Genomic DNA, 25,027 nt, shown 5'->3' on the forward strand with positions numbered 1-25,027 from the left:
GTGACCTGGAGGAAGGTTCATGATGACGATGCTTCGACCCGCAACGCTGTGTGGTGGGCTGCTGACCACGCTGGTGCTGGCCTGGGCGGGTAGTACCGCGGCGGCCCAGGGACCTAGCGGCTATCGCAGCGCCGAGTTCGGCATGTCCTCCGAGGAGGTGATGGCCGTTCTCGAGCGCGATGGCGTGATCGAGGTCGAGGTGCAGCAGACCGAGGAGGAAGACCTGATCGTCGACGGCGTGCTGCGGGCACCTGACGAGCCGGCGACGGACCTGCGCTATGTGTTCCCCGCTGGCAGTGACCAACTGGCGCTGGTGGTGGCCTTTCATCCCGAGGTGGAGGACTTCCAGGCCGTGAAGGGGCAGCTCGAGGACAAGTATGGCCAGCCGTGGGAGGAGGAGATGACCGAATGGTGGTTCGAGCAGCTCAAGGCGGGCATGCCGCAGGAGCCAAGCAGCCTGACCGTATGGGGCGGTGATGGCAGCGAGGATCGCGAACGCGGCCGCTTCGTTCGCCTGTGGTCGTTCGAGGATTACCTCACGGTGGAATATCTCGACACGCAGCTGTTCCCTAGATGAGCCCCAGGAAGGGCACCAGCGTCAGGGCCAGAATGGCCAGCACCGCCAATGCCACCAGCAGCATCTGAACGGGATGCTGCCACAGGCGCCGCCACAGGGTCGGCGCTTCTCCCTGCGCGACGCGGTCGGCATGCTCCTGCTGTACGCGCGCTTGTCGCTCGCCCTGGTAGCGCTCGAGTACCTCGCGCGCAGCCTCCAGCTGCGCGGGGTCACGCAGCCAGATGGCATCGACCCCCAGGCGCCAGAAGCCGGCCTGGGTCTCGTAGGTGTCGAAGCCGTGCTCGTCGAGCAGCCGGCGTACCTCCCAGGCTTCCTCCTCGGTGACGTTGGCCAGCCGAAACAGCAGCGTCGCCATCAGCCGGCCGCCTCGCACAGCCGTTCGGCACGGGCGATGGCCTCTCCGGCCCCCGCCAGCTCGAAGCTCATGAACCAGTAGTCCTCGTCGCCGCGATCGAAGCGCAGCCGCAGCGTCTCGCCGCTGCGCATCTCGTCGAGCAGGAGTGCCTGGGTGTCGAGGTAGAAATTGACGTAGAAGCCGCGGTCGCCGCGCTGGGTGATGAATTCCGCCATGCCGCTGTGGATGGTCTCGTGGTCGACCCGTAGGTCGCCGGGGACCAGGTTGGCCACGCGGCTCTCGGGCTGGTGCTCCTGCAGTTCGACGCGTACCTCGAGCCACGGCAGGTCGCACACGCCGGCGCTGTAGTTGACGCTCAGGATCGAGTCGCTGTAGCTGGTCTGCTCGAGGGCGCGGAAATGACGCTCCTTGCCCAGCGACAGCACCACGGAGTGCCAGCTGTCGTGCTGCTCGGCATCGCTGACGTTGTAGTTGGTGGCCGCGGCCGGCCCGGCCAATGCCAGGCCGATCAGGACGGGAGCGAGCAGGGCGGTGGAACGCATGCGGGGTCCTCGAAAATCGATGCGCCCGAGCCTAGCACGCCGTGCAACGGCTGTCCCGCTGGACTCAGTGGCCGCCGCCGGTGCCGTGGTCATCTCCGTGGCCGCTGCCATGGCCGGCCATGCCGCCCATCGCCTCACTGCCGCCCAGCTCGCCGCGGCTCAGCCGGGCCAGCAGGTCGAGATCGATGTCGTCGAAGGCATACAGCTCGCCGCCGTGGGTCTCGGCGAAGGCCTCGGCGTGGTGGCGCTCCCTGAACGAAGCCAGGGTGTGGCCCATGGATCCGCGCTGGTCGTGACCCGCCACGTACCACGCCTCGCTGGCGAGGATGAAGGCATCATTGGCCGGCTGGCTCCAGGGCGTAACGGCGACGTCGTGCACGTAGGCATGGGAGAGGCGGGTTTCGTTCTCCGGCTGGCGCAGGAAGGCGAACAGCTCCGCGGTGGAACAGAACTTCAGCGCCGAGCCCTGCTTGTCCAGGAAGGCTTGGCCCTTGGGGCCAGGGTGCTCGTCGATCAGCATGCCGCACACGTGGCAGCTGTCGCCGGACTCGATGGGCTCGGCGGCGGCCAGGGCGACGGGCTCCGATTCGCCGCACCCGGCAAGCAGCAGAGTCAGCAGAAGCAGGGAAAGTAGCAGGAAGCGAGGCATCGGGCACTCCGAAAAGAGAAAGCGGGGTCAGGCCGAGCGATGGCGGAAGCGCAGCAGCGCCAAACCCAGGGGGACCAGCACCCAGGCCATCAGCAGCGGTAGCAGCACGGCGGGGCGGAAGGCGCCGCCTGTGGCAATGGAAGTCAGGCCGGTATAGCTGCGCGCCGCCTCGAAGCCAGCCAGGTTGATCAGGCGGAACAGCTCGGTGGGATTGAGCAGCAGCAGCCAGGGCAGCCAGTCGCCACCCTGCTTGACGCTGACGAGCAGGGCCAGCAGGGCCAGGTCGAACACCAGCACGAACAGGAACCACACCACCAGCGCCAAGCCGGCGGCGCGAGCCTTCTCGCTCACCCACACGCTGATCAGGTAGGCGAAGGCGATGAACACCCAGCCCAGCAGCACGCTGCTGGCGATCAGCAGGCCCATGCCGGCGGCGAGCTCGCCCAGCGCCACGCCCTCGGCGCCCAGCGCGATCACCACGCCTGCAATGCCGAAGCCCAGCGCCGTGGCGCTGCCCAGTATCAAGCCGTGGCCGAGGAACTTGCCCAGCAGCAGCGAGCTGCGGCTGACGGGATAGGTGAGCAGCAGCAGCAATGTGCCCGCCTCCTGCTCGCCGACCACGGCGTCGTAGGCCAGCAGCAGGGCGATCAGCGGGATCAGGAACACCGCCAGGGTGGCCAGGCTCACCAGCGTGGTGGCCAGCGAGGTGAAGCCCAGTCCGCCGCTGGCGGCGGCGCCGAACCAGGCGATGCCCACGGCGAGCAGCGCCAGCACCAGGGTAATGGCCAGCACCCAGCGGTTGCGCATACCGTCGCGGAACTCCTTGCCGGCCAGGGTCAGGATGGCGTTCATTGGGCGTCTCCTCGTTCACGGGGCGCGAGCCCGGCGGAGAAATGGGTGTACAGGTGTTCCAGCGTGGGCGGCAGCAGTTCGACATCCTCGACACCGGGCTGGGCGGTGAGGTGGCGCAGCACGGCGAGCTTGGCATCGGCCGGTACCGAGAGCGACACCTCGTGGCCGTTGAGCGGACGCGCCTGGATGCGCGAGTCGTTCCAGGGCTGCTGCCAGTCGGCGCCTTCCAGCCGGCCGCGGGCGCGAATGGTCGTCGGCAGTGCGGCTTCGGCACGCAGGGTCTCGAGGCTGCCCAGTGCCAGGCGGCGGCCGCCGCCTAGGATCAGCGCGCGGTCGATGTAGGGCTCCACCCCCGGCAGCACGTGGGAGGAGAGCAGCACCGTGCAGCCGCGCTCGCGCAGGCTGCGCACCGTCTCGTAGAAATCTCGGGTGGCGGCGGGGTCGAGCCCGGTAGTGGGTTCGTCGAGCAGCAGCAGGCGCGGCTCGCCGAGCAGCGCCTGGGCCAGGCCGAGGCGCTGGCGCATGCCCTTGGAGTAGGTCTTCACCCGGCGTTTGGCCGCCGCGCCCAGGCCGACCTGCTCGAGCAGGTCGGCCACCTGTCGGCGGTCGACGCGCTTGAGCCGGGCAAAGAAATCCAGCACCTCGCGGCCGCTGAGCTGTTCGTAGAAGCTGACGTTCTCGGGCAGGTAGCCCAAGCGTCGGCGCAGCGTCTCGGCATGGGCACCGTCGGGGGCGCCGCCGAGTACGGAAATCGAACCCGCGCTGGGCGAGAGCAGCCCCAGGATCAGCTTCATGGTGGTGGTCTTGCCGGCGCCGTTGTGGCCGAGCAGGGCGAGCACCTCGCCCTCGCTGACCGTGAGGTCGAGGGCGTCGAGGCGTACCACGTCGCCGTCGCGCCGGGTCACGCCGTGGAATTCGATCACCGCGGTCATGTGTCGGTGTCTCCGAAGTCGGGTTCTGTCATCAGGGGGGCGCTGTCCTTCACGCCCTGGGGGCGGAAGACGGGAAACTGGCGCTGCACCCAGCGCAGGGTCAGCACCGCGGGGCTGTGCATCAGCAGCCGCGCGACGGGGTAGCGCCACAGCAGGCGGTCCATGGCGTCGTTGGGCTCGTAGGCCGTGTCGCCGGTACCGTCACCGGACAGGTCCCAGCCCAGGTAGTCGCTCCAGTAGTTGCCGCGGCCCTCCTCCGACCACTCCTGGGTGCGCGTGGCGACGTACATCACCTGCTGGCGGTTGTCGACGAAGGCGTTGCCTACCACCGTGTTGTCCTCGGAACCGGCGGTGAGGTGGATGCCGATGTCGCTGCCGGCCAGGCGGTTGCCCTCGAAGCGGTTGAACTGGGCGTTGTAGACGAACAGCGCCTTGCCTTCGGCGCCGCTGACCATACCCTCGCCACTGGCGTCCAGCGCTTGGCGTATGCCGCTGATGCGATTGCCGCGCAGCGTGGAGTAGGTGATGTTGTTCATCAGGATGCCGTAGTTGAGGTCGCCCTCGGAGCGGTTGTTCACTACCGTCAGGTGGCGTGACTGCATCAGCGCATAGCCGGTGCGGGTGTTGCGGGTCAGGTTCTCTTCCACGCGGTTGTCGTGGGCGTACATGTAGTGCACGCCATAGCGCAGGTCCTGCATCCGGTTGCCGCGCAGCAGGCTCTGGCTGCTGCTGTCGATGTAGATGCCGTCGCGCACCTCGCGGATGTCGTTGCCCTCGACCCGCGCGTCGCGCACGTTGTACAGGTGGATGCCGTTGCCACGATCCTGCGAGCGCAGCGAGGTGTCGCCGCGAATGACGTTGTCGAGCACTTCCACCTCATTGGCAGCATCGAGCCGGATGCCGAAGCCAGGACCCTCGAGGCGCGAACGGCGAATGACGCTGCCGGTAGCGGTGCGTTCCACCAGGATGCCGGTATCCATGGCGGTGAGGTCGCGGCCCCAGTTCTCGACGGTGAGGCCGTCGATCACGCTAGCGGGGGCGGCGACGATCACGCCATGGCCGTTGCCGCCGGCATCGATCACGGCGCCGGGCTCGGCCTCCACGCTCAGCGTGCGGTCGAGGGTGAGCGGGCCGGGATAGCGGCCCGCGGGCAGCAGCAGGCGATCGCCGTCACTGGCCCGTTCGACCAGCGGCTGCAGCGATTCGCCCGGACTGGCCTGCCAATCGGCGGCCAGCGCCCCGCCCGGCATCATCAGCCAGGCGGTCAGAATCAGGATCAGGACGCCGAGGATCGGTCGTCGGGTCATACGTTTCTCCGAAAACTCGGGGCCGGGCTTGCCCGGCCCCGAGGGCTATCAGGCCTTCTCGACCAGCATGCGGCCGGTCATTTCCATGTGCATGGCGTGACAGAACCAGTTGCAGTAGTACCAGAACACCCCGGGCTTATCGGCGACGAAGGTGACGCTGGCGGTCTGCTGCGGGCCGACTTCCATCTGCGCGCCGTGGTTGACCATGCAGAAACCGTGGGTCAGGTCCTCCACCCGGTCGAGGTTGGTGACCACCACGGTGACTTCGTCACCCTGCTTGACCTTGAACTCGGTCAGGCCGAACGTCGGCGCGACGGAGGTCATGTAGACGCGCACCTTGTTGCCATCGCGAATCACCTTGTTCTCGCGCTCGACATCGACGCCATCGGCCTGGGCCATGGCGATGGTATCGGCGAAGAAGGGGTCGTCACGCCGCCATACGCGCAGCGGGTCGATCTGGTCGGCGCGCACCAGGATGCAGTCGTGCGGCTCGGCGTAGGTCGGGCCGTCGTGCACCAGCTTCATCTCGTCGCCGCTGATGTCGATCAACTGGTCGTTCTCGGGGCGCAGCGGGCCCACCGGCAGGAAGCGGTCCTTGGAGAACTTGCACAGCACCACCAGCCACTTGCCGTCGGCATCGCGCGACTCGGTGAGGCTGGCGTGGTTGTGGCCGGGCTGGTAGTGCACGTCCAGCTTCTGGCGGATGTAGTTCACCTCTTCGCCGTTGTAGTGGCGAATGGCGTCCTCGATGTTCCACTTGGCCACCTGGCTGTCGATGAACAGCGTGGTGTAGGCATACCCGCGGCCGTCGAAGGTGGTGTGAAGCGGCCCCAGGCCCAGCTCGGGCTCGCCGACCACGGTATCGCGCGGCTCGATGGCGTCGTCAAACAGCTGCGGCAGCCTGTCGATCGCGATGATGGTCACGGTCGGCGACAGCTTGCCGTTGGCCATGAAGTACTTGCCGTCCGGCGAGGTGTTCAGGCCGTGCGGGTTCTTGGGCACCGGGATGTAGCGGGTCAACTGGGAGCCCTTGCGGCCGTCGAGTACCGGCACCGGGGAGTCTCCCAGGGTCTCGTACTGGCCGGCAGCGACGGCGGCTTCGATCGCGTCGACGTCGAACACCACGACCCAGTCACGCTCGGCGCGCATGGTGTCGGCGAGCGTCACGCCCTTCTCGGAGTTGTAGCAGGTCGCGGCGACGAAGCGGCCGGTGTAGTCGGCGTCGGTGTTGTCGAGGTTGCCATCGACGATCACCTGCCAGGCCACGTCCATGCTCTCCGCGTCCACCGCGTTGAACATGGTCCAGTAATTCTCGGGATTCTCCAGGTCGCGGCCGTCGTTGACCTGCGGAATCGGCATCTCGGCGTTGCAGAACACGTACTTGGTGTGCGGCACCTTCTGCAGGCGCAGGCCGTGGATCGCCTGGACGTTGGGGATGGTGGTGATCTTGTCCGTCTTCATGATGTCGAGACGGATGCGTGCCACGCGGGTATTGGCCTTGTCATTGATGAACAGGTACTTGCCGTCGTAGTGGCCGTCGGTCATCGAGACGTGGGGGTGGTGGCTGTCGCCGTTGAGGAAGCGTGCGGACTCGCCCAGGATGCGCTTGGACTCGTTGCTGATGCCCCAGCCAGTGGCACTGTCCGCATTGAACACCGGGATGCGCATCAGCTCGCGCATGGAGGGCACGCCCAGCACGCGCACTTCGCCTGAATGGCCGCCGCTCCAGAAACCGTAGTATTCGTCGAGTTCGCCCGGTGCCACGCTGCCCTCGGCGGCGCCGGCGGCCTGGGCCTGGCGGCTAGCCATCAGCGCGCTGGCGCCGAAGCCGCTGGCCAGGCCGGCCCCGGCAACGCCGGTCACCGCGCTGTTGCGCAGGAAGTGCCGGCGACCGAGGTTCTCGATCTGCTTCTTGTCACTCATGGTTCAGTCCTCTTGGTGGGTCGGAATACGCTGCAGCCGATCGACGGCATTGGCGGGTTCGTGAATCTCGACGCGGCCCTTGTCGCCCGATACGCGCGCCGCTTTCTCGTAGCGCTTGCGGCGCTTGATCATCGGTGGGCAGCGACGGTCGTCGTGGTAGGTGATCTGGCAGTCGAGGCAGTAGTGGCACTCGTTGGCGTTGATGCGGCCGTCGGGATGGATGGCGGCCACTTCGCATTCGTTGGCACAGATCTGGCAGGGCGTGCCGCAGCTGCCGCGATGACGCTTGAGCCAGTCGAACAGGCGCAGGCGGGCGGGGATGGCGAGTCCCGCGCCCAGCGGGCAGACGTAGCGGCAGTAGGCCTTGTGGGTGAAGGCCGAGATCGCGACCAGGCCCAGCGCGTAGAGCAGGAAGCCCCATTCGCGCTGGAAGCGCAGGGTGATGGCGGTCTTGAACGGCTCCACCTCGGCGTAGCGCTCGGCGGTGCCCAGCGAATGCAGCGAGACGGCGAACAGCGCCAGCAGGATGATGTACTTGATCGCCCACAGCCGTTCGTGCAGGCCGAAGGGCAATTCATACTGCCTGACGCCCAGCTTGCGTGCGGCCTTGTTGACCAGGTCCTGCAGTGCGCCGAAGGGGCACAGCCAGCCGCAGAACACACCGCGACCCCATAGCAGCAGGCTCACCGCCACGAACGACCAGAGGATGAACATCATCGGGTCGATCAGGAACGACCCCCAGCTGAAGCCGGTGATCAGCGAGTTGGTGAAGGTGAGCACATTGACGACGGAGAGCTGCGCCAGCGAGTACCAGCCGATGAATACCAGCGTGTAGACCAGGAAACCCAGGCGCAGCGGACGCATGATCCGCGGGTAGCGCACCAGCACGTCCTGGAACAGCATGATGCCGGTGAGTACCACCAGGCCGGCACCAAGGATGGCGATCTGGAACGCCTTGTCGCGCCACACCTGGACCCAGATCGGCTCCTCCTTGGGGGCCTCGGGCCGTTCGATGTAAGACTCGGGCACGCTGTAGTCGGCGCTGAAGCGGCTGAACTCGGTATCCAGCGGGCCGGAGGCGCGGCGCACCAGCAGCTCCAGCTGCCACGGCCGGCCGGGGTCGAAGGCGGCACCCTCGCGAATGATGAAGATGTCGCGCTCGGCGAAGTCGGGCGCGCCTTCGATGCCGAGGCTGCCCAGGCGGATGTGATCGCTGTCGTGGAAGCTGACGGTGGCGTTGCCCTGGCTGAGTTCGAGGCGGTCGAAGATGCCGCCGCGCACGTAACCCGAGCCCTTGAAGGAGTAGTCGCCGCGGCCCATCACGGCAATGGCGTGCTCGCCCTCGCCGAGCTCCGCCATCAGTCGCTCGTAGCCGGTGTCGCCCAGCAGGTTGCGGCCGGCGGTGGGCGGGTTGAGGTAGGTGTAGAACAGCTCGATGAAGGGGCGCTCAGCAGGCTGCGGCGTATGCAGGTAGTGTTCCGCGGGCGTACCGACGAAAGCCTCGTCCACTTCGCCATGAGTCAGTTGAAAACGACGGATGGTGCCGTCGCCGGTGAGCGTCTCCCAATCGGCGGGGGCATAGACGTCCGCGAGTACCCGAGCCACCGGCATGGCGGAGGGATCGGCGATCAGCCCCTGCTCGGCGGCGACCCTGCGCGCGGTGCGCAGGATGGTGTCGCTGACCACGATGACGGTAACGGTGGCGCCGGAGATGGCGTCCAGATTGTCGCCCACTTTCAGGCGGTCGTTGACGTGGGCGCCAACGTGCGCATCGGCGAACCCCTCCAGCTTCGTCTCGGGAATACCCACCAGCATGATGGGCTCCTCATGGGAGAGGATATCCGCCAGGACGATGCGGCCTTCCAGATCGATGCCTACCAGCAGGTTGACCGGCTTGCCCGAATAGGCGGGGATGGGGGCGATATCGACGCTCTCGAAGACGTAGCCCAGCGGCGCATTGGCATCATCCAGCACCGTCATGGTGGGAAGGGTGCCCTCGGCTTCGCTCAACCTGGTCGCCTCGGGAAAGCCGGGGCGAACCTGCTCCAGCTCGATGGCCATGGCCGGCAGGGTGAACAGCAGCATCAGCAGACCGATCAGCCAGGTGTGGGCCAGGGGAGACGGGGCGCTGCGCCGGGTAGGCATGGGCATTCCTTGTTTCCTTACCTGCAGGGCCTCGAAGAGGTGGCTCATTGAACAGGCATGTGAAATATGACTTTTGTTGCTGAGGCCTATCTTGCCAGCTGCTCCTGGCGCTGGAATTGACGTGGGTCATGGCCCGAGTGATGAAAGCCGAAGCTCTGTGGGTAGCCCTAAAGGGGTAGGCGGCGTGACGGAGCGAAAGGCACCGGAACCGGAAGAGCGGGGAGGAAGAGCGGAAGAGATGGCCGAAAAAAGACGGGGCGCCATGCCGCGAATGCGGCATGGCGCCCCTTTATCAGGCTTGCAAGACGCCGAGCCTGAGTGCGAATTGGCTTACAGCACCGGTTCGACCATGTAGTCGACTGCGGCCTGGACTTCCTCGTCGCTCAGGCCCATCTGGCCACCCTTGGGTGGCATGGCGCCGATGCCCTCGATGGCGTGGGTGTAGAGCGTGTCGATGCCCTGCTCCATGCGCGGTGCCCAGGCATCCGCGTCGCCGCGGATCGGGGCGCCGGCGGCGCCGGTCATGTGGCAGGCCATGCAAGCCTGGTTGTACACCGCCTCGCCGTCGGCTTCTGCCTGGGCGGTGGCGGCAAATACCAGGCTGGCGGCACCGGCGAGCAGGGCGGCAGTCAACTTCTTCATGGTTTTCTCCTGATGCTTTCTAGTTCACGGTTAAGCCAGTACAGAGCGAAAGGAGTCCGCTTGGCGTCTGGTCTCGATTTAGAGCCAAAGCTAATCTTGGCACAATCAGGCGGGGCTGGTGGCGATCTGCATCAAGCGGGCGAGCTGTGGCTGTCGCCTGCCGAGCATGTCGGCCAACGTATATTGATCGAGGACGCCCATGAAGGCATCCATGGCCTCATTGAGAATTGGCTTGAGTCGGCAGGCCGGGGTAATGACGCAGTCATTGCTGTCGCGGAAGCATTCCACCAGGCCGAGCTCGTGCTCGGTGTCCCTTACCAGTCCGCCGAGGGTGATCTCCTCAGGTCGGCGATTGAGCAGCAGCCCACCGTTCTTGCCGCGGATGGTGGTGATGTAGCCGCGGTGGCTGAGGTCCTGCACCACCTTCATCAGATGGTTGCGCGAGACACCGAAGCTCTCTGCGATTTCATGGATCGTGGAGCGTTCCTCGCCCTTGACGGCCAGGAAGATCAGCACGCGCAACGCATAGTCGGTATAGCGGGTCAGGTGCATGGCAAGTCCGTTATTGGCTTGATAAGCATCAATTTAAGTATGCTAAAACCTTCTTATCATAACAGTGCTGCTCGCCTCGTGGCGTCCGGCGCCCAGGGGTGTGGCATCGGGTCGCGTCCAGACGAAAGCGGCTACACAGCAGAAGATCGCTGCCGTCGCGCCCAGTACGTAGCCGGATGCGCCGCTCACCCATAGTATCAGCCAGCTCAGGGCCAGCAGTATCGCCGCCATGCGCTTGGCATGCCTGGGAACGGCACGCTGGAGCTGCCAGGCCTGCAGTATCGGCCCCAACCGCGGATGCTGCCACAGCCAGCGCGCCAGGCGCGGCGAGCCCTTGGGGGCCGCCCAAGCAGCGAGCAGCAGGAACGGCGTGGTCGGCAGCAGCGGGAGCACGGCCCCGACGGCTCCCAGGCCGATACAGCCGTAGGCCAGGGTGAGCCAGGCCAGGCGTGAAGCATTGTTCCTCATGGCTCCGTTTCTCATGGCTCCCTCGCGCCGGTTCCCAGCGACGGTACTAAGTAGTATTTTATATACATGTTTAAAGACATTGCCAAGCCCGGTGTCGATGCGACCGGCGCCAACTCTCTCCGGTTACCGGCCTGGCGCTGGCTATTTCCGCTGTCGGCGCTGCATGCCGCCCTGATGGTGCCGCTCTCCCTGCTGGCGCTGTATCACGGCTGGGCGCCGGTGCAGCTGGCGTCGCCGGCCGCCCACGCCCGCGAGATGCTGTTCGGTTTCGCCCTGGCGGTGATCGCGGGCTATTTGCTGGGCCCCGTTCCGCGGCGGCAACTCATCATGCTGGTGGTGCTGTGGCTGGTGGGCCGGCTGGGCGTGCTGGACTGGCCAGGGGCGGTAGTGGCCTCGTTGGCCGACGGGGTCTTCGCTCTGTGGGTGGCCGCACACCTGGTGCCGCGCTTCATCGCCGCCAAGAAGTGGCGCAACCGGCTGCTCTCGCCGCTGCTGGGCATGATCTGCCTGCTGGCCGTGGTGACCCTGACCTGGCGCTACTTCGACGACATGCCCACCACGGCGCCATTGATGCATCAGAGCGTGCTGTGGCTGGTGCTGCTGATGACCTTCATGGGCGGGCGCGTTATCGCGCCGGCGGTCAACGGCTACCTGATGCAGACCTCCCGACAGACTGGCGCCGGCGTGCAGCCGCGGACCGAGGCGGCCTTGATCGTACTGCTGGGGCTGGTGGCCTTCCTGGCGCCGTGGGAGCCGCTGCATCCCCTGGCTGCGGTGACGACGCTGGCGGCGGGACTCCTGTTGCTGTGGCGTATCCTGCGCTGGGAACCGGCGCGGTGCGTGGCGAGGCTCGACTTGCAGGTGTTGATGCTGGGCTACGCCTGGATTGCCATCGGGTTGCTGCTGCTGGCGCGCCGCTGGTGGGCGCCGGAGCACGCCAGCACGGCGCTGCACGCCTTTACCGTGGGGGCGTTGGGCACGCTTGCCAGCTGTATCATGCTGCGTCACGTCATCTCGCGGGCGAAACAGCGCCCCGAACGCGAGTGGGCACTGCTTCCCTTGGCCGGGCTGTTCGCCACCTCTGCCGCACTGCGGCTATGGGCGATCGAGGCGGGCAGCGCCTGGCTGACATTGCTGTGGTGCTCGGCAGCAGCCTGGAGCCTGGGCTGGCTGCTGGTGGCCTGGCGCCTGACCGTTTGGTTGAGCCGGATTCCCGAGCGATTGCCTGCCGGCAGACATGGCGCGGCGCATACACTTGGCCCGAGGCGCTAGACTTGACCCCGGACAATAGAAAGGTGAGCTGTCGAGACGTTGCCTCTCGCCGAATGTCATACTGTCGGGCATGAGGCATGGCTTGCCACGCCGACGTTTCAAGAGGCTGTTCCGATCATGCAAGACGACCTGCTGTTCAATCGCCCGCTGGTAGAGAAGTACGACCGTCCGGGCCCTCGCTATACGTCCTACCCGACGGCGCCCCAGTTCCATGCGGCCTTCGCCGAGGACGACTACCGTGCTGCCGCCGAGCGAAGCAACCGCGTCGCCACGCCCAAGCCGCTGTCGGTCTACGTACACATCCCGTTCTGCAAGAGCCTGTGCTACTACTGTGCCTGCAACAAGATCATCACCCACAACACCGAGCGGGCGGCCGAGTACCTCGAGTGGCTGAAGCAGGAAATCCGCGTGCAGGGCGCGCTGTTCGACGAGAGCCGGCGCATGACCCAGCTGCACCTGGGCGGCGGCACGCCCACCTACCTCAGCAATGCCCAACTCGGCGAGCTGATGATGGCCCTCGACGAGGCCTTTCACTTTGCCGAGGCCTCAGAGCGTGAGTTCTCGCTGGAGGTCGACCCGCGCACGGTCACGCCGCCCCAGATCCACGAGCTGCACGACCTCGGCTTCAACCGGCTGAGCTTCGGCGTTCAGGATTTCGACCCCGACGTGCAGAAGGCGGTCAATCGGGTGCAGAGCGAAGAGCAGGTGGTCGAGCTGGTGGCGGCGGCGCGTGAGGCCGGCTTCCAGTCGGTCAGCGTCGACTTGATCTACGGCCTGCCGCTGCAGACGGTGGCGAGCTTCGATACGACGCTCGACAAGATCATCGCCCTGCGCCCCGACCGCATCGCTGCCTACAGCTATGCCCATCTGCCGGAGCTGTTCAAGGCCCAGCGCCTGATCCGCCCTGAAGACATGCCGCCACCGGAGCGCAAGCTGGAGCTGCTCGAGCTGACCATTCGCCGCCTGACCGCGGCCGGCTACGTCTATATCGGCATGGACCACTTTGCCCTGCCCGAAGACGAGCTGACCCTGGCCATGGAGAACGGCACCCTGCAGCGCAACTTTCAGGGCTACTCCACCCACGCCGACTGCGACATGATCGGCCTGGGCATCACCTCCATCGGCAAGGTCGGCGACAGCTACAGCCAGAGCGTCAAGGAGACCGCCCAGTACCAGGCGCGCCTTGAGAGCGGGCGGCTGCCGGTGATGCGTGGCTACCGCCTCAACGACGACGACCGCCTGCGTCGCGACGTGATCAACGCCCTGATGTGCCACGGCCGCATCGACTTCGGCGCCATCGAAGCGCGCCACGACATCGCCTTCCGCGACTATTTCGCCGACGCCCTCGGCGAACTCGAGGAGATGCAGGCGGACGGCCTGCTGACGATCCGCGACGACGCCATCGAGGTTAAGCCCGCCGGGCGCCTGATGATGCGCAACATGGCGATGGCCTTCGATGCCTACCTCAAGCCCAACGAAGGCCGCTTCTCGCGCACGGTGTGATCCCCCGTTTTAATCCGTTCCGTAACGGGAAACGGCGCCCCGAGGGGCGCCGTTTTCGTCCGACGCGGGACTTAGACGACCCGCTCGAACAGCAGGTTGTTCTCCAGGTGGATGTGCTCCATCAGGTCCTCGCGGAACTCGCGCAGGCCGGTATAGAGAGCGCGCCAGGTGGTGCAGGCGCCTTTGGGCGGGGTGATGTCATTGGTGAGCCGCATCACTTGCTCGAGGTTCTCGCCGTGGTCGTCGTGCTCATGGCGCATCACCGCGATCGGCCCCTGGGCCTGGGCGCCCAGACCGCGGCGCAGCATGGGGAACAGGATCTGCTCCTCCTTCTGCATGTGGCTTTCCATCTCCTGGTAGATCACCAGCAGCAGGTCAGCCAGACCGCGAGGACAGCTGTCTCGCTCGCCATGAACCTGCTCGACCCGGCGCGCCATGCGGATCAGCTCGGGAAGTTGCTCGCGGTGCACGTCGTGATAACGGGTGAGGAGATGGTCGATCAACTCGTCGTTACTGGCCTCGCGCCAGTCGCGCTGTTCACTGCTGACGGCCGGTAGTGCCTCGAGTTCGGCGACCAGCTTGTCGGCAGGCAGGCCGGCTCGTTCGGCGGCCTGGCTCAGGCTGATGCGCCCGCCACAGCAGAAGTCGATATTGTGGACATGGAAAATTCGGGTAGCGCCGGGCAGCGACAGGGCGATGCGGCCGACGGTCTGTTCCAGCAGGCTCATGCGGTGTTCCTCATACGATGGGATGCCTTTCTGTCTGAGCAATCGTCGTGCCAACTCTATTATTTCAATTGGTTAAATCAGTCATGGTGAAAAGCACCCCGGCCAAGTAAGGTTGTTTTTACCTTTTAAGAGGTGATTTTCACCATGCTGGACCACTCGCTGCTTGCCGACCTGACCACCGAACTGCCCAGCGCCGTGCGCCTGCAGCGCCTGGTGCGCACCCTGCGCGAGGGTTTTCGCTGTGGTGCAGTGTGCCTTCTTCGCCTGCAGGACGAAGTCCTGGCCCCGGTGGCGGTGGACGGCCTGGTCCGCGAAGCGTTGGGCCGCCGTTTCGAGGTGGCCCGCCATCCACGCCTGGCCACTATCCTCACCAGCCGGCGCTCGACCCTGTTCCCACCCGATTCGTCCCTGCCCGATCCCTACGATGGCCTGATCGAGCAGCATCCCGGCGAGCCGCTCCACGTCCATGACTGCATGGGCATCAGCCTGCACGTGGAAGGCGAGCCCTGGGGCGTGCTGACGCTGGATGCGTTGCTGGCGGGGACCTTCGACGACGAGGACCGTCTCGCGCTGGAGCGCTATGCGTTACTCGCCGAGGCGGCGGTACGCATGACACGTCTGGAGCAGGAAGTGCGCGCGCTGCGCGTGGCGCGCCATGACGCCGTGGTCCAGGTGGAATCCGGCGATGGGGGCGAGATTCTCGGCCATAGCGCGGTGCTCCAGCGGCTGCTGCGGGAGCTCGACGTGGTGGCCGAGTCCGACCTGCCGGTGCTGCTCAGCGGCGAGACCGGCGTAGGCAAGGAGCTGTTTGCCCGTCGCCTGCACCAGCGCTCGCCGCGCCGTGAGCAGCCGCTGGTTCAGGTCAACTGCGCGGCGCTGCCGGAGACGCTGGCAGAGAGCGAACTGTTCGGTCACGTCAAGGGAGCCTTCTCGGGAGCCACGGCCGACCGGGCGGGGCGCTTCGAAGCCGCCGACGGTGGCACCCTGTTCCTCGATGAGGTGGGCGAATTGCCGTTGATCGTCCAGGCCAAACTGCTGCGCGCACTGCAGAACGGCGAGATCCAGCGCCTGGGCGAGGACACCCCGCGTCAGGTCGACGTGCGTATCATCGCCGCCACCAACCGGCACCTGGCCGACGGTGTGCGTGACGGTCACTTCCGCGCTGACCTCTACCACCGGTTGTCGGTCTATCCGGTGGCGATTCCACCGCTGCGCGAGCGCGACAGCGACGTGCTGGTACTCGCCGGCCACTTTCTCGAGATCAACCGAACGCGGCTGGGCGTGCGCAGCCTGCGCCTCGCGCCTGAGGCCGAGGCGGCACTGCTCGGCTACACCTGGCCGGGAAACGTCCGCGAGCTGGAGCACGTCATCAGCCGCGCAGCGATCAAGGCGCTGGGCCACGGCGCGCAGCGCGACGACATCGTCACCCTCGAGCCGGAGTGGCTCGATCTGCCCATCGGCCGGCAACCGGTTTTCGTGTCGGCGCCCGACGGGCCGCAGGAGACCGAGGCGGGGCCGGCGTTAAAAACGCAGGTGGCCGAGGCGCAGCGTCATGCCATTCGCCGGGCCCTGGCGGCCTGCGACGGCAACTGGGCGAAGGCCGCCCGGCAGCTCGACGTCGATCCCAGCAACCTGCACAAGCTGGCACGTCGGTTGGGAATAAAGTAGCCTTCGGCTTTTCAAGCTCGGAAAAATGGTTATATACTGAACTATCAAGTATTCCATTTTTGTATATATAGTTGTTCCGGACGCTCATATGCAGCTTCAGTTCGAACGGGTCACCAAGTCCTTCGGTGACTTGCGGGTGATCGACACCTTCGACACAACCATTCGCGACGGCGAGATCGTTGCCCTGGTCGGCCCGTCCGGCTGCGGCAAGTCGACCCTGTTGCATATGGTCGCGGGTCTGCAACATGCCACCGAGGGCCAGGTGAAGGCCGGCGGCCGTTCGGTCGAGCGTCCGGCGCCCGAGCGCACCCTGGTGTTCCAGGAGCATGCGCTCTACCCGTGGATGACGCTCAGGCAGAACGTCGCTCTGGCGCTGGAATTCCAGGGGCGGCCAGCGGGCGAGGCTCGCAAGCAGGCCGTGCAGTGGCTGGCTCGGGTCAAGCTCGATGGCTTCGAGGACTACTACCCGCATCAGGTCTCCGGCGGCATGCGTCAACGCTGCGCCCTGGCCAGGGCCTTTATCGCCCGGCCCAAGGTGCTGTTGCTCGACGAGCCCTTCGGCGCCCTCGACGCGCTGACCCGCCTGACGCTGCAGAGCGTGCTCAAGGATCTGATCGAGGAGGAGCGGCCCACCGTGGTGCTGGTCACCCACGACGTCGACGAGGCGCTCTATCTCGCCGACCGCGTACTGGTGTTCAGCCAGCGTCCGGCACGGGTGCTCGAGGAGTTCACGCTCGGTCATATCCCCAAGACCCATGACCTGTCCGCTTTCGCCGATGTTCGTCGGGAAGTGCTCTCGCTGCTCGGCATCGATACGCAGGTCCAGGAAACCGAACGTCAAACCGAGAAAGGAGACGTGCAATGACACGTTGGCTCATCGCTCCCCTGCTGTCACTGCTGCTTGCCGCCCCGCTGTTCGCCAACGAACCGTTCCGGGTCGGCTATGTGCGCGTAATGGACGACGCCCAGGTGATGCTCGCCCAGGAGGCCGGGCTCTACGAGAAGTACGGCCTCGATGCCGAGCTGATCGAGTTCAGCTCGGGCACCGACCTGATCAAGGGCATCGTCGGTGGCCAGCTCGACATCGGCGTGCTGGGCTTCTCCAACGCCTTCACCTGGGCCGACCGCGGTGCCGACCTGCGCATCGTCGGCGGCGCCCAGCGTGGCTACCATGCGCTGCTGGCTCGCGAGGACGCCGGCATCGACGAGGTGGCCGACCTGGCCGGCAAGAACCTGGCGTCGCAGAAGCAGGGCAGTACCGCGGACATCGTGCTCAAGGGCGTGACCCTGGCCGATGCCGGGCTGTCCCCTGACGACCTCAACATCATGGGCGTGGCACCCTCGGTGGCGATCCAGTCGCTGGCCGGCGGCCGCGTGGATGCCGCCTTCCTGTTCGAGCCCTACGCTCGTCTCGCCCAACTGCAAGCGCCGGTCAAGGAGATCTACGAAATCGGTGAGGTGTGGCCGTTCCCGTGCATGGTGGTGATCACTTCCGCCGAAACCCTGGAGAACCGCCGCGACGTGCTGTGGGCGGCGCTGGACGCCCAGCGCGAGGCGATCGACATGCTCGAGAACTCGCCGGAAGAGGCCGCTCCCTACATCACCCGTTATTTCGTCAACGACGATGTGATCGAGGCGCGTGACGGCAGCACCGTTCCCAGCGAAGAGGTCATCGCCCAGGCCATTGCCACTAATGACTTCAGCGCCGAACTCACCGAGGACGACATCGCACGCATGAAGGAGCTGGCCGAGATCATGCAGGCCCAGGGCATCCTCGATGGTGGGGCGGCCTTCGACGTGGATGCGCTGCTGGATCTCTCCTGGCAGGAAGAGCGCGAAATTTGAGCATGGGCAATACCACTACCGGCGTGGCCAGCAAGCGAGCCTATGTGCTGGCCATCGTCCTGATCCTGTTCTTCTGGCAGGTGGCCGCCTGGTTCCTGCCGAGCTTTCTGATGCCCGATGTCCACGTGGCGTTGATGCGCCTGTGGCGAGAGCTGGGCAGCGCCGAGTTCTACCATGGTCTCGGCAACAGCATGGGGCGGCTGGGGGCGGGCTACGGCGCGGCCCTGTTGGCCGGCATCGTGCTGGGGCTGGTAGGCGGTACGTTGAATGCGGTGCGCAGCACCCTCAAGGCGGCCATCATCATCCTGCAGTCGATCCCCTCGATCGCCTGGGTGCCGCTGTTCCTGATTCTGATGGGCTTCGGCAACCTGCCGATCATCGTGGTGGTGGCGGTGGGCGCCTTCTTCCCCACCGCGCTGAGCGTGATGAATGCCACCGAGAGCGTCGAGCGGGTGCATATCGACGCCGCGCGGGTGATGGGGGCGTCGCGCATGCAGATGCTCAAGCGCGTCTACTTTCCCGCGGTCACCCCGGAGCTGATCACCGGCGCACAGCTCGCCTTCGGCAACGCCTGGCGGGCACTGATCTCGGCAGAAATGATCGTCGGCTTCAGCGCCGGGCTCGGCAAGTCGCTGGCCTACTCGGGCGAGATCGCCGACATGACCGGCGTGATGACCAATATTCTGGTCATCGCCGTGCTCGCGGCGGTGATCGACCAGGTCATCCTCGAGCGCATCAAGTACCGCCTTCTTCGCTATCAGTACCTTTGATCAGTTACTGAGATAGAGTCTCTTGCTGGCACGTGCCGGAGCGTCGCATCGCAGCGCCCCGGCTGTTTTTTGTCGTCCCGGCATTTCTCGCGACCCTGCCTTTCGGCCACCTTCGTCAACGTTTCGCTGCCATCCTTGCCCATCGCCGTGCCAGCTTCCCGATACTGGCGCTTGGGGATCAGGCAGTTACCGAAATGCAAGCGCTACCGTTTAAAATAAAGTCTAGATGTGGTGCTTGATCCGTCAGGCTTGGCTATATATGGTAGCCAAGGCCCCGGTCGGGGCGCTGGCACTAGCTTGACGCATATCAGTGCAGACGGGCGGCGTCGGGCTTAGGATGAACGGTTTCGCGGCCTGTGGTCGCGCCGAATCCACTGGTTCGCTCCATCGGAGAGTCGCTATGTTTCCGCTGCCCCTGTCGCGTTTGCCACGTCCGCCCGCCCCGATCCGCCTGATTCGCGCCATCGACCCGCGCGTGCCGCTCACGCTGAAGCGCCATTTGATCGAGCCGCTGCTCAACCGCACCTTCGCCGAGCCCTTGGCCGAGGGCGAGTTCGATGCCCTCGAGGGGCGCCGGATCTCGCTGCATGTGGAGGATCTGGGCATGATCCTGACGCTGACCCTCGAAGGCGAGCATTTCAGGCTCATCCCGGAGACGGGCGAAGCCACCATTCGCGGCGGCTGGCGCGAGTTCCTGTGCCTGGCGACTCGGCGCGAGGATCCCGATGCGCTGTTCTTCCAGCGCCGGTTGGTGATCGAGGGCGACACCGAGCTCGGACTGATGGTCAAGAACCTGCTGGACGGCCGCGAGGAGGGCCTGGCCCAGGGGCGGCTGGGTGAATGGCTGGTGCGCTTCGAGCGTCTTGCGCGCCAGGAACGTTGAACGATTTGAACTTTTGACCCTTACTGGAGATCCCCTGCATGAGTACTTCCACCAAGGCCGTCAAGACATCCCTCGAGGTGCCTATGCAAGTGCCCTCACGCGATATCTGGGACTCCAAGTATCGTCTCAAGGATCGTCACGGACGCCCCGTCGACAAGGACGTGGCAGCGACCTGGGAGCGCGTCGCGCGTGCCCTGGCCGCGGTGGAGGGCGAGCGTGCCGAGGAGTGGCTGCCCAAGTTCCGCTGGGCGCTGGAGCACGGCGCCATTCCCGCCGGGCGCATCATGTCCAACGCCGGTGCCGAGGACTACAAGCCGGCGGTCAGCCTGATCAACTGCACCGTCTCGCGCACCATCCGCGACTCCATGCACGACATCCTCTCCTCGGTGGTGGATGCCGGCATGACGCTCAAGGCGGGCTGCGGCATCGGCTACGAGTTCTCGACCTTGCGCCACAAGGGCGCCTTCGTGTTCGGCGCCGGTGCCGGCACCAACGGCCCGCTGGCGTTCATGGATATCTACGACAAGATGTGCTTCACGGTGGCCTCGGCGGGCGGTCGCCGCGGTGCGCAGATGGGCACCTTCGACGTCGGCCACCCCGACGTGCGCAGCTTCATCGAGGCCAAGCGTGAAGCCGGCCGGCTGCGGCAGTTCAACCTCTCGCTGCTGATCACCGACGAGTTCATGGAAGCGGTGAAGAACGACGCCGACTGGCCGCTGGCCTTCCCACTGCACGCCGGCGAGAAGGATGACGTCAAGCCCGAGGACCTGATCTACCGCGACTGGCCGGTGGTCGAGGAGGGCTATAGCGTCGACGCCGAGGGACGCGTGGCCTGTCGCATCGTCGAGGTGATCAAGGCGCGCGAGCTGTGGGACACCATCATGAGCTCGACGTACGACTTCGCCGAGCCGGGGTTCATCCTGATCGATCAGGTCAACCGCATGAACAACAACTGGTTCTGCGAAGAGATCCGTGCCACCAACCCCTGCGGCGAGCAGCCCCTGCCGCCGGAAGGCGCCTGCCTGCTCGGCTCGGTCAACCTGACCCGCTTCGTCATCGACCCCTTCGGCAAGAAGCCGCGTTTCGACTGGGAGCGCTACCGCCAGGTGGTGGCGATCTTTACCCGCATGCTCGACAACGTGGTCGAGATCAGCAGCCTGCCGCTCGAGGGCCAGCGCCGCGAGATCGAGGCCAAGCGTCGTCACGGCATGGGCTTCCTCGGCCTCGGTTCGACCTTGACCATGCTCAAGATCCCCTACGGTTCGCCCGAGTCACTCGCCTTCACCGAGGAGGTGAGCCGCAACCTGGCAATCGAGGGCTGGAAGCAGGCACTGGAACTTTCCCGCGAGAAGGGCATGGCGCCGGTTCTGGCAGAGGATTTCGAGATCACGCCGAAGATGATGCGCGAGCGTCCCGAGCTGGCGAAGGACGGTTACGAGATCGGTGACAAGGTGCCCGGGCGCATCCTGCACGCGCGCTACAGCCGCTACATGCAGAAAGTCGCCGAGGTGGAGCCGGAGCTGGTCGCGGCACTGGCAGAGCACGGTGCGCGTTTCACCCACCACAGCTCCATCGCGCCGACCGGTACCATCTCGCTGTCGCTGGGTAACAACGCCTCCAACGGCATCGAGCCGTCGTTCTCGCACCGCTACTTCCGCAACGTGATCCAGTCGGGCAAGAAGACCAAGGAGCAGGTGGAGGTGGTCTCCTTCGAGCTCGCCGCCTACCGCCACTTCATCGCCAGCGACGCGGTGGAGAGCGACCTGCCCGACTACTTCATCACCGCCGATTCGGTGACCCCGACGCAGCATGTGGCGGTGCAGGCGGCGGCCCAGGCCTGGGTCGACTCGGCGATCTCCAAGACGGTCAACGTGCCCACCGAGTTCCCCTTCGAGCAGTTCAAGGACCTCTACCTGGATGCCTACCAGAGCAAGCTCAAGGGCTGCACCACCTTCCGCTTCAACCCGGAAGCGTTCCAGGGCGTGCTGGTGCGCGAGGACGACCTCAAGAACACCACCTATGTGTTCGAGCTGGAGAACGGCGAGACGCTGGAGCTTGCCGGCGACGAGAAGGTGGTCTACGACGGCGAAGAGCACAACGCGGCGAACCTGTATGACGCGCTGAAGGAAGGCACCTATGGGAAGTGGTAAGCCAGAGCACTTCCAACTGCCGGCAGCGAGGGGCGCCGGGAACACGTCGAAGAGGAGGTCCTACGCCATGGATGGCGTAGGTAGCGTACAGGGAAGTATTCACAGCGCCTCCTCGCAGATGTGTTGCCGGATTAGCCCCGAGCGAGTGGAGCTGCGCGCCTTTGAATCCTTTTCCGCAGGAGCCTGCTGATGGCCGTCGAAATCAAGTCCAAGATCGTTTCCTACAGCGTCAAGAAGGCGGTGCAAGAGGTGCCGCTGGCCGACGAGAACCCGCTCACGGTACGCATCCCCTCGCGCCCGGAAGGGACGCTGGAGGCCGTCTCCGAGAAGATCTCCTACGTCGGCGCCGAGGGCCGCAAGAAGGTCTACCTGCTGGTCTCCTTCATGCCGGTAGAGGGCGTACTCGACGGCAAGCGCGTGGTGATCGAGCGCCCGGTGGAGTTCTTCTTCCCCTCCGGCCAGCTCTCCAGCGAGCACCAGTGGATCACCGCCACCATGCGCAGCCTGTCGCTGGCCGCCCGCGGCGGCTACGTCACCCAGGCGGTGGCCGACCTGCGCAAGGTAGCCTGGGACAAGGGCCTGGTGCGCTGCGGCATGAACCGCTGGGGCAAGCCGATGTTCCACGATTCCGAGGTCGCCGCCATCGCCTGGTCGATCCAGCAGATCCTCTACCGCCGCGGTTTCCTCGACCAGGACGGCAACCAGGTGCCGGTGGAGGACCTGGTCAGCCGCTACGCCCATCGCCTGGCGCACGGCCACCCCTGGCAGCCACCCACCCTCGAGGAGGAGGCCCAGGCCGAGCAGCAGGCCCAGGCCCAAGCGTCGGAGGCGGACAAGGGCGACGGCCCCACGGTGGTCGGGCACTGCCCCGAGTGCCGCGGCGAGCTGATCATGATGGACGGCTGCCCCACCTGTTATGCAGGTTGCGGCTGGTCCAAGTGCGGCTAGGCTTGGATGAAAACTGGCTGCGCTCGGCCATACTGCGTTAAAAATCGGCTCAAGGTACTCATTTACAACACGTAAACTCCGTCCTTTCGCCGATTTTTGCCTTGTCTGACCTTCGCTCGCCGACTTTTCGTTTAAAGCCTAACTGGCTGCGCTCGGTCATATCTCCACCGAAGCCGGACTTGTTCCGGCTTCGGTGCGTCTGGGCGTCAGGCGGCGACGATTCTGGGGCCGCCGTTGGCCTGCGGCAGTGCCATGTCGCCGTCGGTGATCACCACGTCGAAGTCGTCGAGCCGGGCGAAGTAAGCGGGGCGCACCTGGCCGACCTTGCTCTCGTCGACCACCAGCAGGCGCTGCTCGGCACAGGCAATGGCGGCCTGCTTGGGGGCGACTTCGTGGAAGTGGAAGCAGCTCACGCCGCGTTCGGCGTGCACGCCGGCAGCCGAAATGAAGGCGCGATTGATGCCCAGGCGCTTGATCGCCGCGCTCATGTCGTCGCCGCCGAAGGACCGAGAGCTGGCATGATAAAGTCCACCGAGAAGTACCAGGCGCACCTCAGGCAACAGGCTGACAGCATTGGCCACATTGAGGGCATAGGTCACCACGGTGAGCCGCTCAAAGGCAGCGAGCCTGCCTACCAGGGGCAGCAGGGTGGTGCCGCAGTCCATGAACAGGGTGTCGCCGTTCTCGATGAAACCGGCGGCCCGCTCGCACAGCCGGCGCTTGGCCAGGGCGTGGCTATCCTTTTGCCGGTCTAGGTCGTAGGCAGACGAATAGTGAGGGTTGTTGGCCATCACCAGGCGTCCGCCGAGCAGGGTCATGGCACCATCGCTTGCGGCCACGTCGCGGCGAATGGTCATCTCCGATACACCGCAGAGGCGGGCGGCCTCGCGAAGATGGATGGTACCGGCGGCGACGAGCGCCTGCTGCAGGCGGGCCAGGCGCATGGCGCTGCGGTCATTCATTTACTGCTCCCCACCTTGTCATGGTTTCCAAGAACCTGGCTCGAAGATCACTTTGGCTGGCTCTATGCTGAGCCAGCCGATGCCGTTTTTCCACTCCGACCGAAAAGCGTTCGTCGCCCGGGCGTAGCGCCGTGTGACTTGCAGCGGGTCGGGCGGTGCCCGAATGGCGGTCAATGACTGAGGTCGCTCATTCTCGCCGGAGGCAGAGTCAGTTTTTTTCTTCAGCGCTTCTTGCTAGTCGATTTTCAGCACAACGCTGACGGCAAAATCAGGCAGCACGTCAACCCACCCAATGTAACCTGAACGTCCTTTGCCGAATTGACGTCTGCTGGAGCAGGGAATGATTTGGTATGCCTTTGATATCGGTAGTGATACCCGTCTATAACGAAGCGCAAAACCTGAAAACGTCCCTCCCGTCCCTGTTCCGCCAGGTGTTCAAGGGTTACGAGGTGATCGTGGTCGACGAGGGGTCCACGGATGGCTCCCTGGAACTCCTTCACCATCATGAGCGCGCGGGTCGGTTGCAGTTGTTGCACTCCTGTTATGACGAAGGTCCTCTCGTGGCGTGTAATGGCGGAGCGCAGGTCGCCATGGGTGGTTGGCTGATGTTTTTTAACGCCCGGGATCTGCTGCTCTTCGATCATTTGTCACGCATGGCCGAGGCAATAGCCCGTCATCCCGAGATAGAACTGTTCATCAATGCCTATCAGTGCATGAGTGAACAACGAGGCTTGATCAAGGTGGCCCCGCTCCCACAAGGCGTCCTGGGCCGACTGGATGCGCTAGCAGCCTATGCCCATGGAGATTTCATCCATCCCCATGCTGCGTGTCTGCGCCGGCAGCGTTTCCTTGCCATGGGCGGATTTCCCGAGCGGTACCCCTACGGGGGGGAAGACTATTTTTGGCTCAAGGCGCTCTGCGAAGTCGAAGCGATCCATTACGACGACACCGTAACCAGCTTGTGGCAGGAGCCCGAGGGAGACCCGGCCAGTGGCGATGTCCTGCCGCCACATCCGGCTCAGGATCTTCTCGACCCGTATCGGCAGCGACTTTCCCGCCGTGAGAGGCGTCAGCTTCTCGCGGCGGTGAATCGTAAGCTGCTCGAGTGGGGAATGGAGAACAAACGGCGAGGGCATCCCACGCGCCCCACGCTCGCGGCGCTGCGCCTCACGGGCATGACATCGGAACTCTTGCCATTACTGTTGCGCCTGGCCTTGCCGCAAGCCTGGTCCCGGCGGTTGCTGGACCGCTCGAAGTAAACTTCCGGCTGGAGAAGCCCAGTAGTTCTGGCACGTCTTCTGCGCATCGACGAAGCCGCCACGCCAACGCGTGGCGGCTTCGTTGTGTCTGGCGC

At 65.4% G+C, this 25,027-nt stretch carries 24 protein-coding genes; 11 read left to right on the top strand and 13 right to left on the bottom strand.

Annotation, left to right across the window (positions count from 1 at the left end; genetic code table 11):
* Window positions 1-19 precede the first annotated feature (19 nt).
* The gene (locus tag ACRWQA_RS00790) at window positions 20-577 is read left to right on the top strand and encodes a hypothetical protein (protein WP_263582028.1); all 558 of its coding nucleotides are present in this window, start codon (window positions 20-22) and stop codon (window positions 575-577) included.
* Here the strand turns inward: ACRWQA_RS00790 and ACRWQA_RS00795 are convergent.
* The 11 genes from ACRWQA_RS00795 to ACRWQA_RS00845 all read right to left on the bottom strand — a co-directional run bounded on the left by ACRWQA_RS00795 (window position 570) and on the right by ACRWQA_RS00845 (window position 10,944).
* Window positions 570-932, bottom strand: coding sequence for a DUF6164 family protein (locus tag ACRWQA_RS00795; RefSeq protein ID WP_263582029.1), 363 nt, complete (start codon window positions 930-932; stop codon window positions 570-572). The two genes, ACRWQA_RS00790 and ACRWQA_RS00795, sit on opposite strands and share 8 nt — an antisense overlap.
* On the bottom strand, window positions 932-1,474 hold the full coding sequence (locus tag ACRWQA_RS00800) for a hypothetical protein (RefSeq protein WP_434228846.1): 543 nt from the start codon (window positions 1,472-1,474) through the stop codon (window positions 932-934). Before ACRWQA_RS00800 ends, ACRWQA_RS00795 begins: the two co-directional genes overlap by 1 nt.
* Window positions 1,475-1,538: 64 nt before the next feature.
* On the bottom strand, window positions 1,539-2,123 hold the full coding sequence (locus ACRWQA_RS00805) for a nitrous oxide reductase accessory protein NosL (protein ID WP_434228848.1): 585 nt from the start codon (window positions 2,121-2,123) through the stop codon (window positions 1,539-1,541).
* A gap of 27 nt (window positions 2,124-2,150) precedes the next feature.
* Entirely contained in the window at window positions 2,151-2,975 is an 825-nt protein-coding gene (locus tag ACRWQA_RS00810) for an ABC transporter permease (RefSeq protein ID WP_263582032.1), read from the bottom strand.
* On the bottom strand, window positions 2,972-3,907 hold the full coding sequence (locus ACRWQA_RS00815) for an ABC transporter ATP-binding protein (protein WP_434228850.1): 936 nt from the start codon (window positions 3,905-3,907) through the stop codon (window positions 2,972-2,974). The genes ACRWQA_RS00810 and ACRWQA_RS00815 overlap by 4 nt, the downstream gene beginning before the upstream one ends.
* Window positions 3,904-5,214, bottom strand: coding sequence for a nitrous oxide reductase family maturation protein NosD (locus tag ACRWQA_RS00820; RefSeq protein ID WP_434228852.1), 1,311 nt, complete (start codon window positions 5,212-5,214; stop codon window positions 3,904-3,906). Before ACRWQA_RS00820 ends, ACRWQA_RS00815 begins: the two co-directional genes overlap by 4 nt.
* A gap of 48 nt (window positions 5,215-5,262) precedes the next feature.
* Window positions 5,263-7,137, bottom strand: a complete 1,875-nt coding sequence (gene nosZ / locus ACRWQA_RS00825) for a TAT-dependent nitrous-oxide reductase (protein ID WP_263582035.1) — start codon at window positions 7,135-7,137, stop codon at window positions 5,263-5,265.
* Window positions 7,138-7,140: 3 nt separating this feature from the next.
* Window positions 7,141-9,288, bottom strand: a complete 2,148-nt coding sequence (gene nosR, locus ACRWQA_RS00830) for a transcriptional regulator NosR (RefSeq protein ID WP_434228854.1) — start codon at window positions 9,286-9,288, stop codon at window positions 7,141-7,143.
* 324 nt (window positions 9,289-9,612) lie between these two features.
* Window positions 9,613-9,924 carry a c-type cytochrome gene (locus ACRWQA_RS00835; protein ID WP_263582037.1) on the bottom strand — a complete coding sequence of 104 codons (312 nt, stop codon included), beginning with the start codon at window positions 9,922-9,924 and terminating at the stop codon, window positions 9,613-9,615.
* 105 nt (window positions 9,925-10,029) lie between these two features.
* Window positions 10,030-10,476, bottom strand: coding sequence for an Rrf2 family transcriptional regulator (locus ACRWQA_RS00840; RefSeq protein ID WP_263582038.1), 447 nt, complete (start codon window positions 10,474-10,476; stop codon window positions 10,030-10,032).
* A 42-nt stretch (window positions 10,477-10,518) separates the two neighbouring features.
* Window positions 10,519-10,944, bottom strand: a complete 426-nt coding sequence (locus ACRWQA_RS00845; protein WP_263582039.1) for a YbaN family protein — start codon at window positions 10,942-10,944, stop codon at window positions 10,519-10,521.
* Window positions 10,945-11,010: 66 nt separating this feature from the next.
* Between ACRWQA_RS00845 and ACRWQA_RS00850 the strand changes: the two genes are divergently transcribed.
* The gene (locus tag ACRWQA_RS00850; RefSeq protein ID WP_263582040.1) at window positions 11,011-12,216 is read left to right on the top strand and encodes an NnrS family protein; all 1,206 of its coding nucleotides are present in this window, start codon (window positions 11,011-11,013) and stop codon (window positions 12,214-12,216) included.
* A gap of 117 nt (window positions 12,217-12,333) precedes the next feature.
* Window positions 12,334-13,719 (top strand): oxygen-independent coproporphyrinogen III oxidase, encoded by a 1,386-nt coding sequence (gene hemN, locus ACRWQA_RS00855; RefSeq protein ID WP_263582041.1) that lies wholly within the window; start codon window positions 12,334-12,336, stop codon window positions 13,717-13,719.
* Between the two features lie 71 nt (window positions 13,720-13,790).
* On the opposite strand, the gene ytfE is transcribed toward hemN, so the two are convergent.
* Window positions 13,791-14,447: an iron-sulfur cluster repair protein YtfE gene (ytfE, locus tag ACRWQA_RS00860; RefSeq protein WP_263582042.1), complete on the bottom strand. Its 657-nt coding sequence runs from the start codon at window positions 14,445-14,447 to the stop codon at window positions 13,791-13,793.
* Window positions 14,448-14,591: 144 nt separating this feature from the next.
* Between ytfE and norR the strand changes: the two genes are divergently transcribed.
* From norR to ACRWQA_RS00895, 7 genes are all read left to right on the top strand, one after another.
* On the top strand, window positions 14,592-16,115 hold the full coding sequence (gene norR, locus ACRWQA_RS00865; protein WP_263582043.1) for a nitric oxide reductase transcriptional regulator NorR: 1,524 nt from the start codon (window positions 14,592-14,594) through the stop codon (window positions 16,113-16,115).
* Window positions 16,116-16,203: 88 nt separating this feature from the next.
* The gene (locus ACRWQA_RS00870; RefSeq protein WP_263582044.1) at window positions 16,204-16,980 is read left to right on the top strand and encodes an ABC transporter ATP-binding protein; all 777 of its coding nucleotides are present in this window, start codon (window positions 16,204-16,206) and stop codon (window positions 16,978-16,980) included.
* Window positions 16,977-17,960: an ABC transporter substrate-binding protein gene (locus tag ACRWQA_RS00875; protein ID WP_263582045.1), complete on the top strand. Its 984-nt coding sequence runs from the start codon at window positions 16,977-16,979 to the stop codon at window positions 17,958-17,960. Before ACRWQA_RS00870 ends, ACRWQA_RS00875 begins: the two co-directional genes overlap by 4 nt.
* A gap of 2 nt (window positions 17,961-17,962) precedes the next feature.
* Window positions 17,963-18,730, top strand: a complete 768-nt coding sequence (locus ACRWQA_RS00880) for an ABC transporter permease (protein WP_263582046.1) — start codon at window positions 17,963-17,965, stop codon at window positions 18,728-18,730.
* Between the two features lie 400 nt (window positions 18,731-19,130).
* A complete protein-coding gene (ubiT, locus tag ACRWQA_RS00885) occupies window positions 19,131-19,613 on the top strand; it encodes a ubiquinone anaerobic biosynthesis accessory factor UbiT (protein ID WP_434228859.1) in 483 nt (160 codons plus the stop codon).
* Between the two features lie 38 nt (window positions 19,614-19,651).
* Window positions 19,652-21,763 (top strand): adenosylcobalamin-dependent ribonucleoside-diphosphate reductase, encoded by a 2,112-nt coding sequence (locus ACRWQA_RS00890; protein WP_263582048.1) that lies wholly within the window; start codon window positions 19,652-19,654, stop codon window positions 21,761-21,763.
* Between the two features lie 189 nt (window positions 21,764-21,952).
* Complete coding sequence (locus tag ACRWQA_RS00895; protein WP_263582049.1) at window positions 21,953-22,711, top strand: ribonucleoside-diphosphate reductase; 759 nt, start codon at window positions 21,953-21,955, stop codon at window positions 22,709-22,711.
* Between the two features lie 206 nt (window positions 22,712-22,917).
* On the opposite strand, the gene ACRWQA_RS00900 is transcribed toward ACRWQA_RS00895, so the two are convergent.
* Window positions 22,918-23,673 carry a DeoR/GlpR family DNA-binding transcription regulator gene (locus ACRWQA_RS00900; RefSeq protein WP_434228862.1) on the bottom strand — a complete coding sequence of 252 codons (756 nt, stop codon included), beginning with the start codon at window positions 23,671-23,673 and terminating at the stop codon, window positions 22,918-22,920.
* A 350-nt stretch (window positions 23,674-24,023) separates the two neighbouring features.
* Here ACRWQA_RS00900 and ACRWQA_RS00905 point away from each other — a divergent pair, with 350 nt between their 5' ends.
* A complete protein-coding gene (locus ACRWQA_RS00905) occupies window positions 24,024-24,932 on the top strand; it encodes a glycosyltransferase family 2 protein (RefSeq protein WP_434228863.1) in 909 nt (302 codons plus the stop codon).
* Window positions 24,933-25,027 lie beyond the last annotated feature (95 nt).

This window comes from Billgrantia sp. C5P2 (assembly GCF_051062895.2).

Excerpts from the sequence above, each read along its gene's own strand:
- ACRWQA_RS00790 (WP_263582028.1), top strand. The coding sequence starts at position 20 with ATGATGACGATGCTTCGACCCGCAACGCTGTGTGGTGGGCTGCTGACC.
- ACRWQA_RS00795 (WP_263582029.1), bottom strand. The coding sequence starts at position 932 with ATGGCGACGCTGCTGTTTCGGCTGGCCAACGTCACCGAGGAGGAAGCC.
- ACRWQA_RS00800 (WP_434228846.1), bottom strand. The coding sequence starts at position 1,474 with ATGCGTTCCACCGCCCTGCTCGCTCCCGTCCTGATCGGCCTGGCATTG.
- ACRWQA_RS00805 (WP_434228848.1), bottom strand. The coding sequence starts at position 2,123 with ATGCCTCGCTTCCTGCTACTTTCCCTGCTTCTGCTGACTCTGCTGCTT.
- ACRWQA_RS00810 (WP_263582032.1), bottom strand. The coding sequence starts at position 2,975 with ATGAACGCCATCCTGACCCTGGCCGGCAAGGAGTTCCGCGACGGTATG.
- ACRWQA_RS00815 (WP_434228850.1), bottom strand. The coding sequence starts at position 3,907 with ATGACCGCGGTGATCGAATTCCACGGCGTGACCCGGCGCGACGGCGAC.
- ACRWQA_RS00820 (WP_434228852.1), bottom strand. The coding sequence starts at position 5,214 with ATGACCCGACGACCGATCCTCGGCGTCCTGATCCTGATTCTGACCGCC.
- nosZ (WP_263582035.1), bottom strand. The coding sequence starts at position 7,137 with ATGAGTGACAAGAAGCAGATCGAGAACCTCGGTCGCCGGCACTTCCTG.
- nosR (WP_434228854.1), bottom strand. The coding sequence starts at position 9,288 with ATGCCCATGCCTACCCGGCGCAGCGCCCCGTCTCCCCTGGCCCACACC.
- ACRWQA_RS00835 (WP_263582037.1), bottom strand. The coding sequence starts at position 9,924 with ATGAAGAAGTTGACTGCCGCCCTGCTCGCCGGTGCCGCCAGCCTGGTA.
- ACRWQA_RS00840 (WP_263582038.1), bottom strand. The coding sequence starts at position 10,476 with ATGCACCTGACCCGCTATACCGACTATGCGTTGCGCGTGCTGATCTTC.
- ACRWQA_RS00845 (WP_263582039.1), bottom strand. The coding sequence starts at position 10,944 with ATGAGGAACAATGCTTCACGCCTGGCCTGGCTCACCCTGGCCTACGGC.
- ACRWQA_RS00850 (WP_263582040.1), top strand. The coding sequence starts at position 11,011 with ATGTTTAAAGACATTGCCAAGCCCGGTGTCGATGCGACCGGCGCCAAC.
- hemN (WP_263582041.1), top strand. The coding sequence starts at position 12,334 with ATGCAAGACGACCTGCTGTTCAATCGCCCGCTGGTAGAGAAGTACGAC.
- ytfE (WP_263582042.1), bottom strand. The coding sequence starts at position 14,447 with ATGAGCCTGCTGGAACAGACCGTCGGCCGCATCGCCCTGTCGCTGCCC.
- norR (WP_263582043.1), top strand. The coding sequence starts at position 14,592 with ATGCTGGACCACTCGCTGCTTGCCGACCTGACCACCGAACTGCCCAGC.
- ACRWQA_RS00870 (WP_263582044.1), top strand. The coding sequence starts at position 16,204 with ATGCAGCTTCAGTTCGAACGGGTCACCAAGTCCTTCGGTGACTTGCGG.
- ACRWQA_RS00875 (WP_263582045.1), top strand. The coding sequence starts at position 16,977 with ATGACACGTTGGCTCATCGCTCCCCTGCTGTCACTGCTGCTTGCCGCC.
- ACRWQA_RS00880 (WP_263582046.1), top strand. The coding sequence starts at position 17,963 with ATGGGCAATACCACTACCGGCGTGGCCAGCAAGCGAGCCTATGTGCTG.
- ubiT (WP_434228859.1), top strand. The coding sequence starts at position 19,131 with ATGTTTCCGCTGCCCCTGTCGCGTTTGCCACGTCCGCCCGCCCCGATC.
- ACRWQA_RS00890 (WP_263582048.1), top strand. The coding sequence starts at position 19,652 with ATGAGTACTTCCACCAAGGCCGTCAAGACATCCCTCGAGGTGCCTATG.
- ACRWQA_RS00895 (WP_263582049.1), top strand. The coding sequence starts at position 21,953 with ATGGCCGTCGAAATCAAGTCCAAGATCGTTTCCTACAGCGTCAAGAAG.
- ACRWQA_RS00900 (WP_434228862.1), bottom strand. The coding sequence starts at position 23,673 with ATGAATGACCGCAGCGCCATGCGCCTGGCCCGCCTGCAGCAGGCGCTC.
- ACRWQA_RS00905 (WP_434228863.1), top strand. The coding sequence starts at position 24,024 with ATGCCTTTGATATCGGTAGTGATACCCGTCTATAACGAAGCGCAAAAC.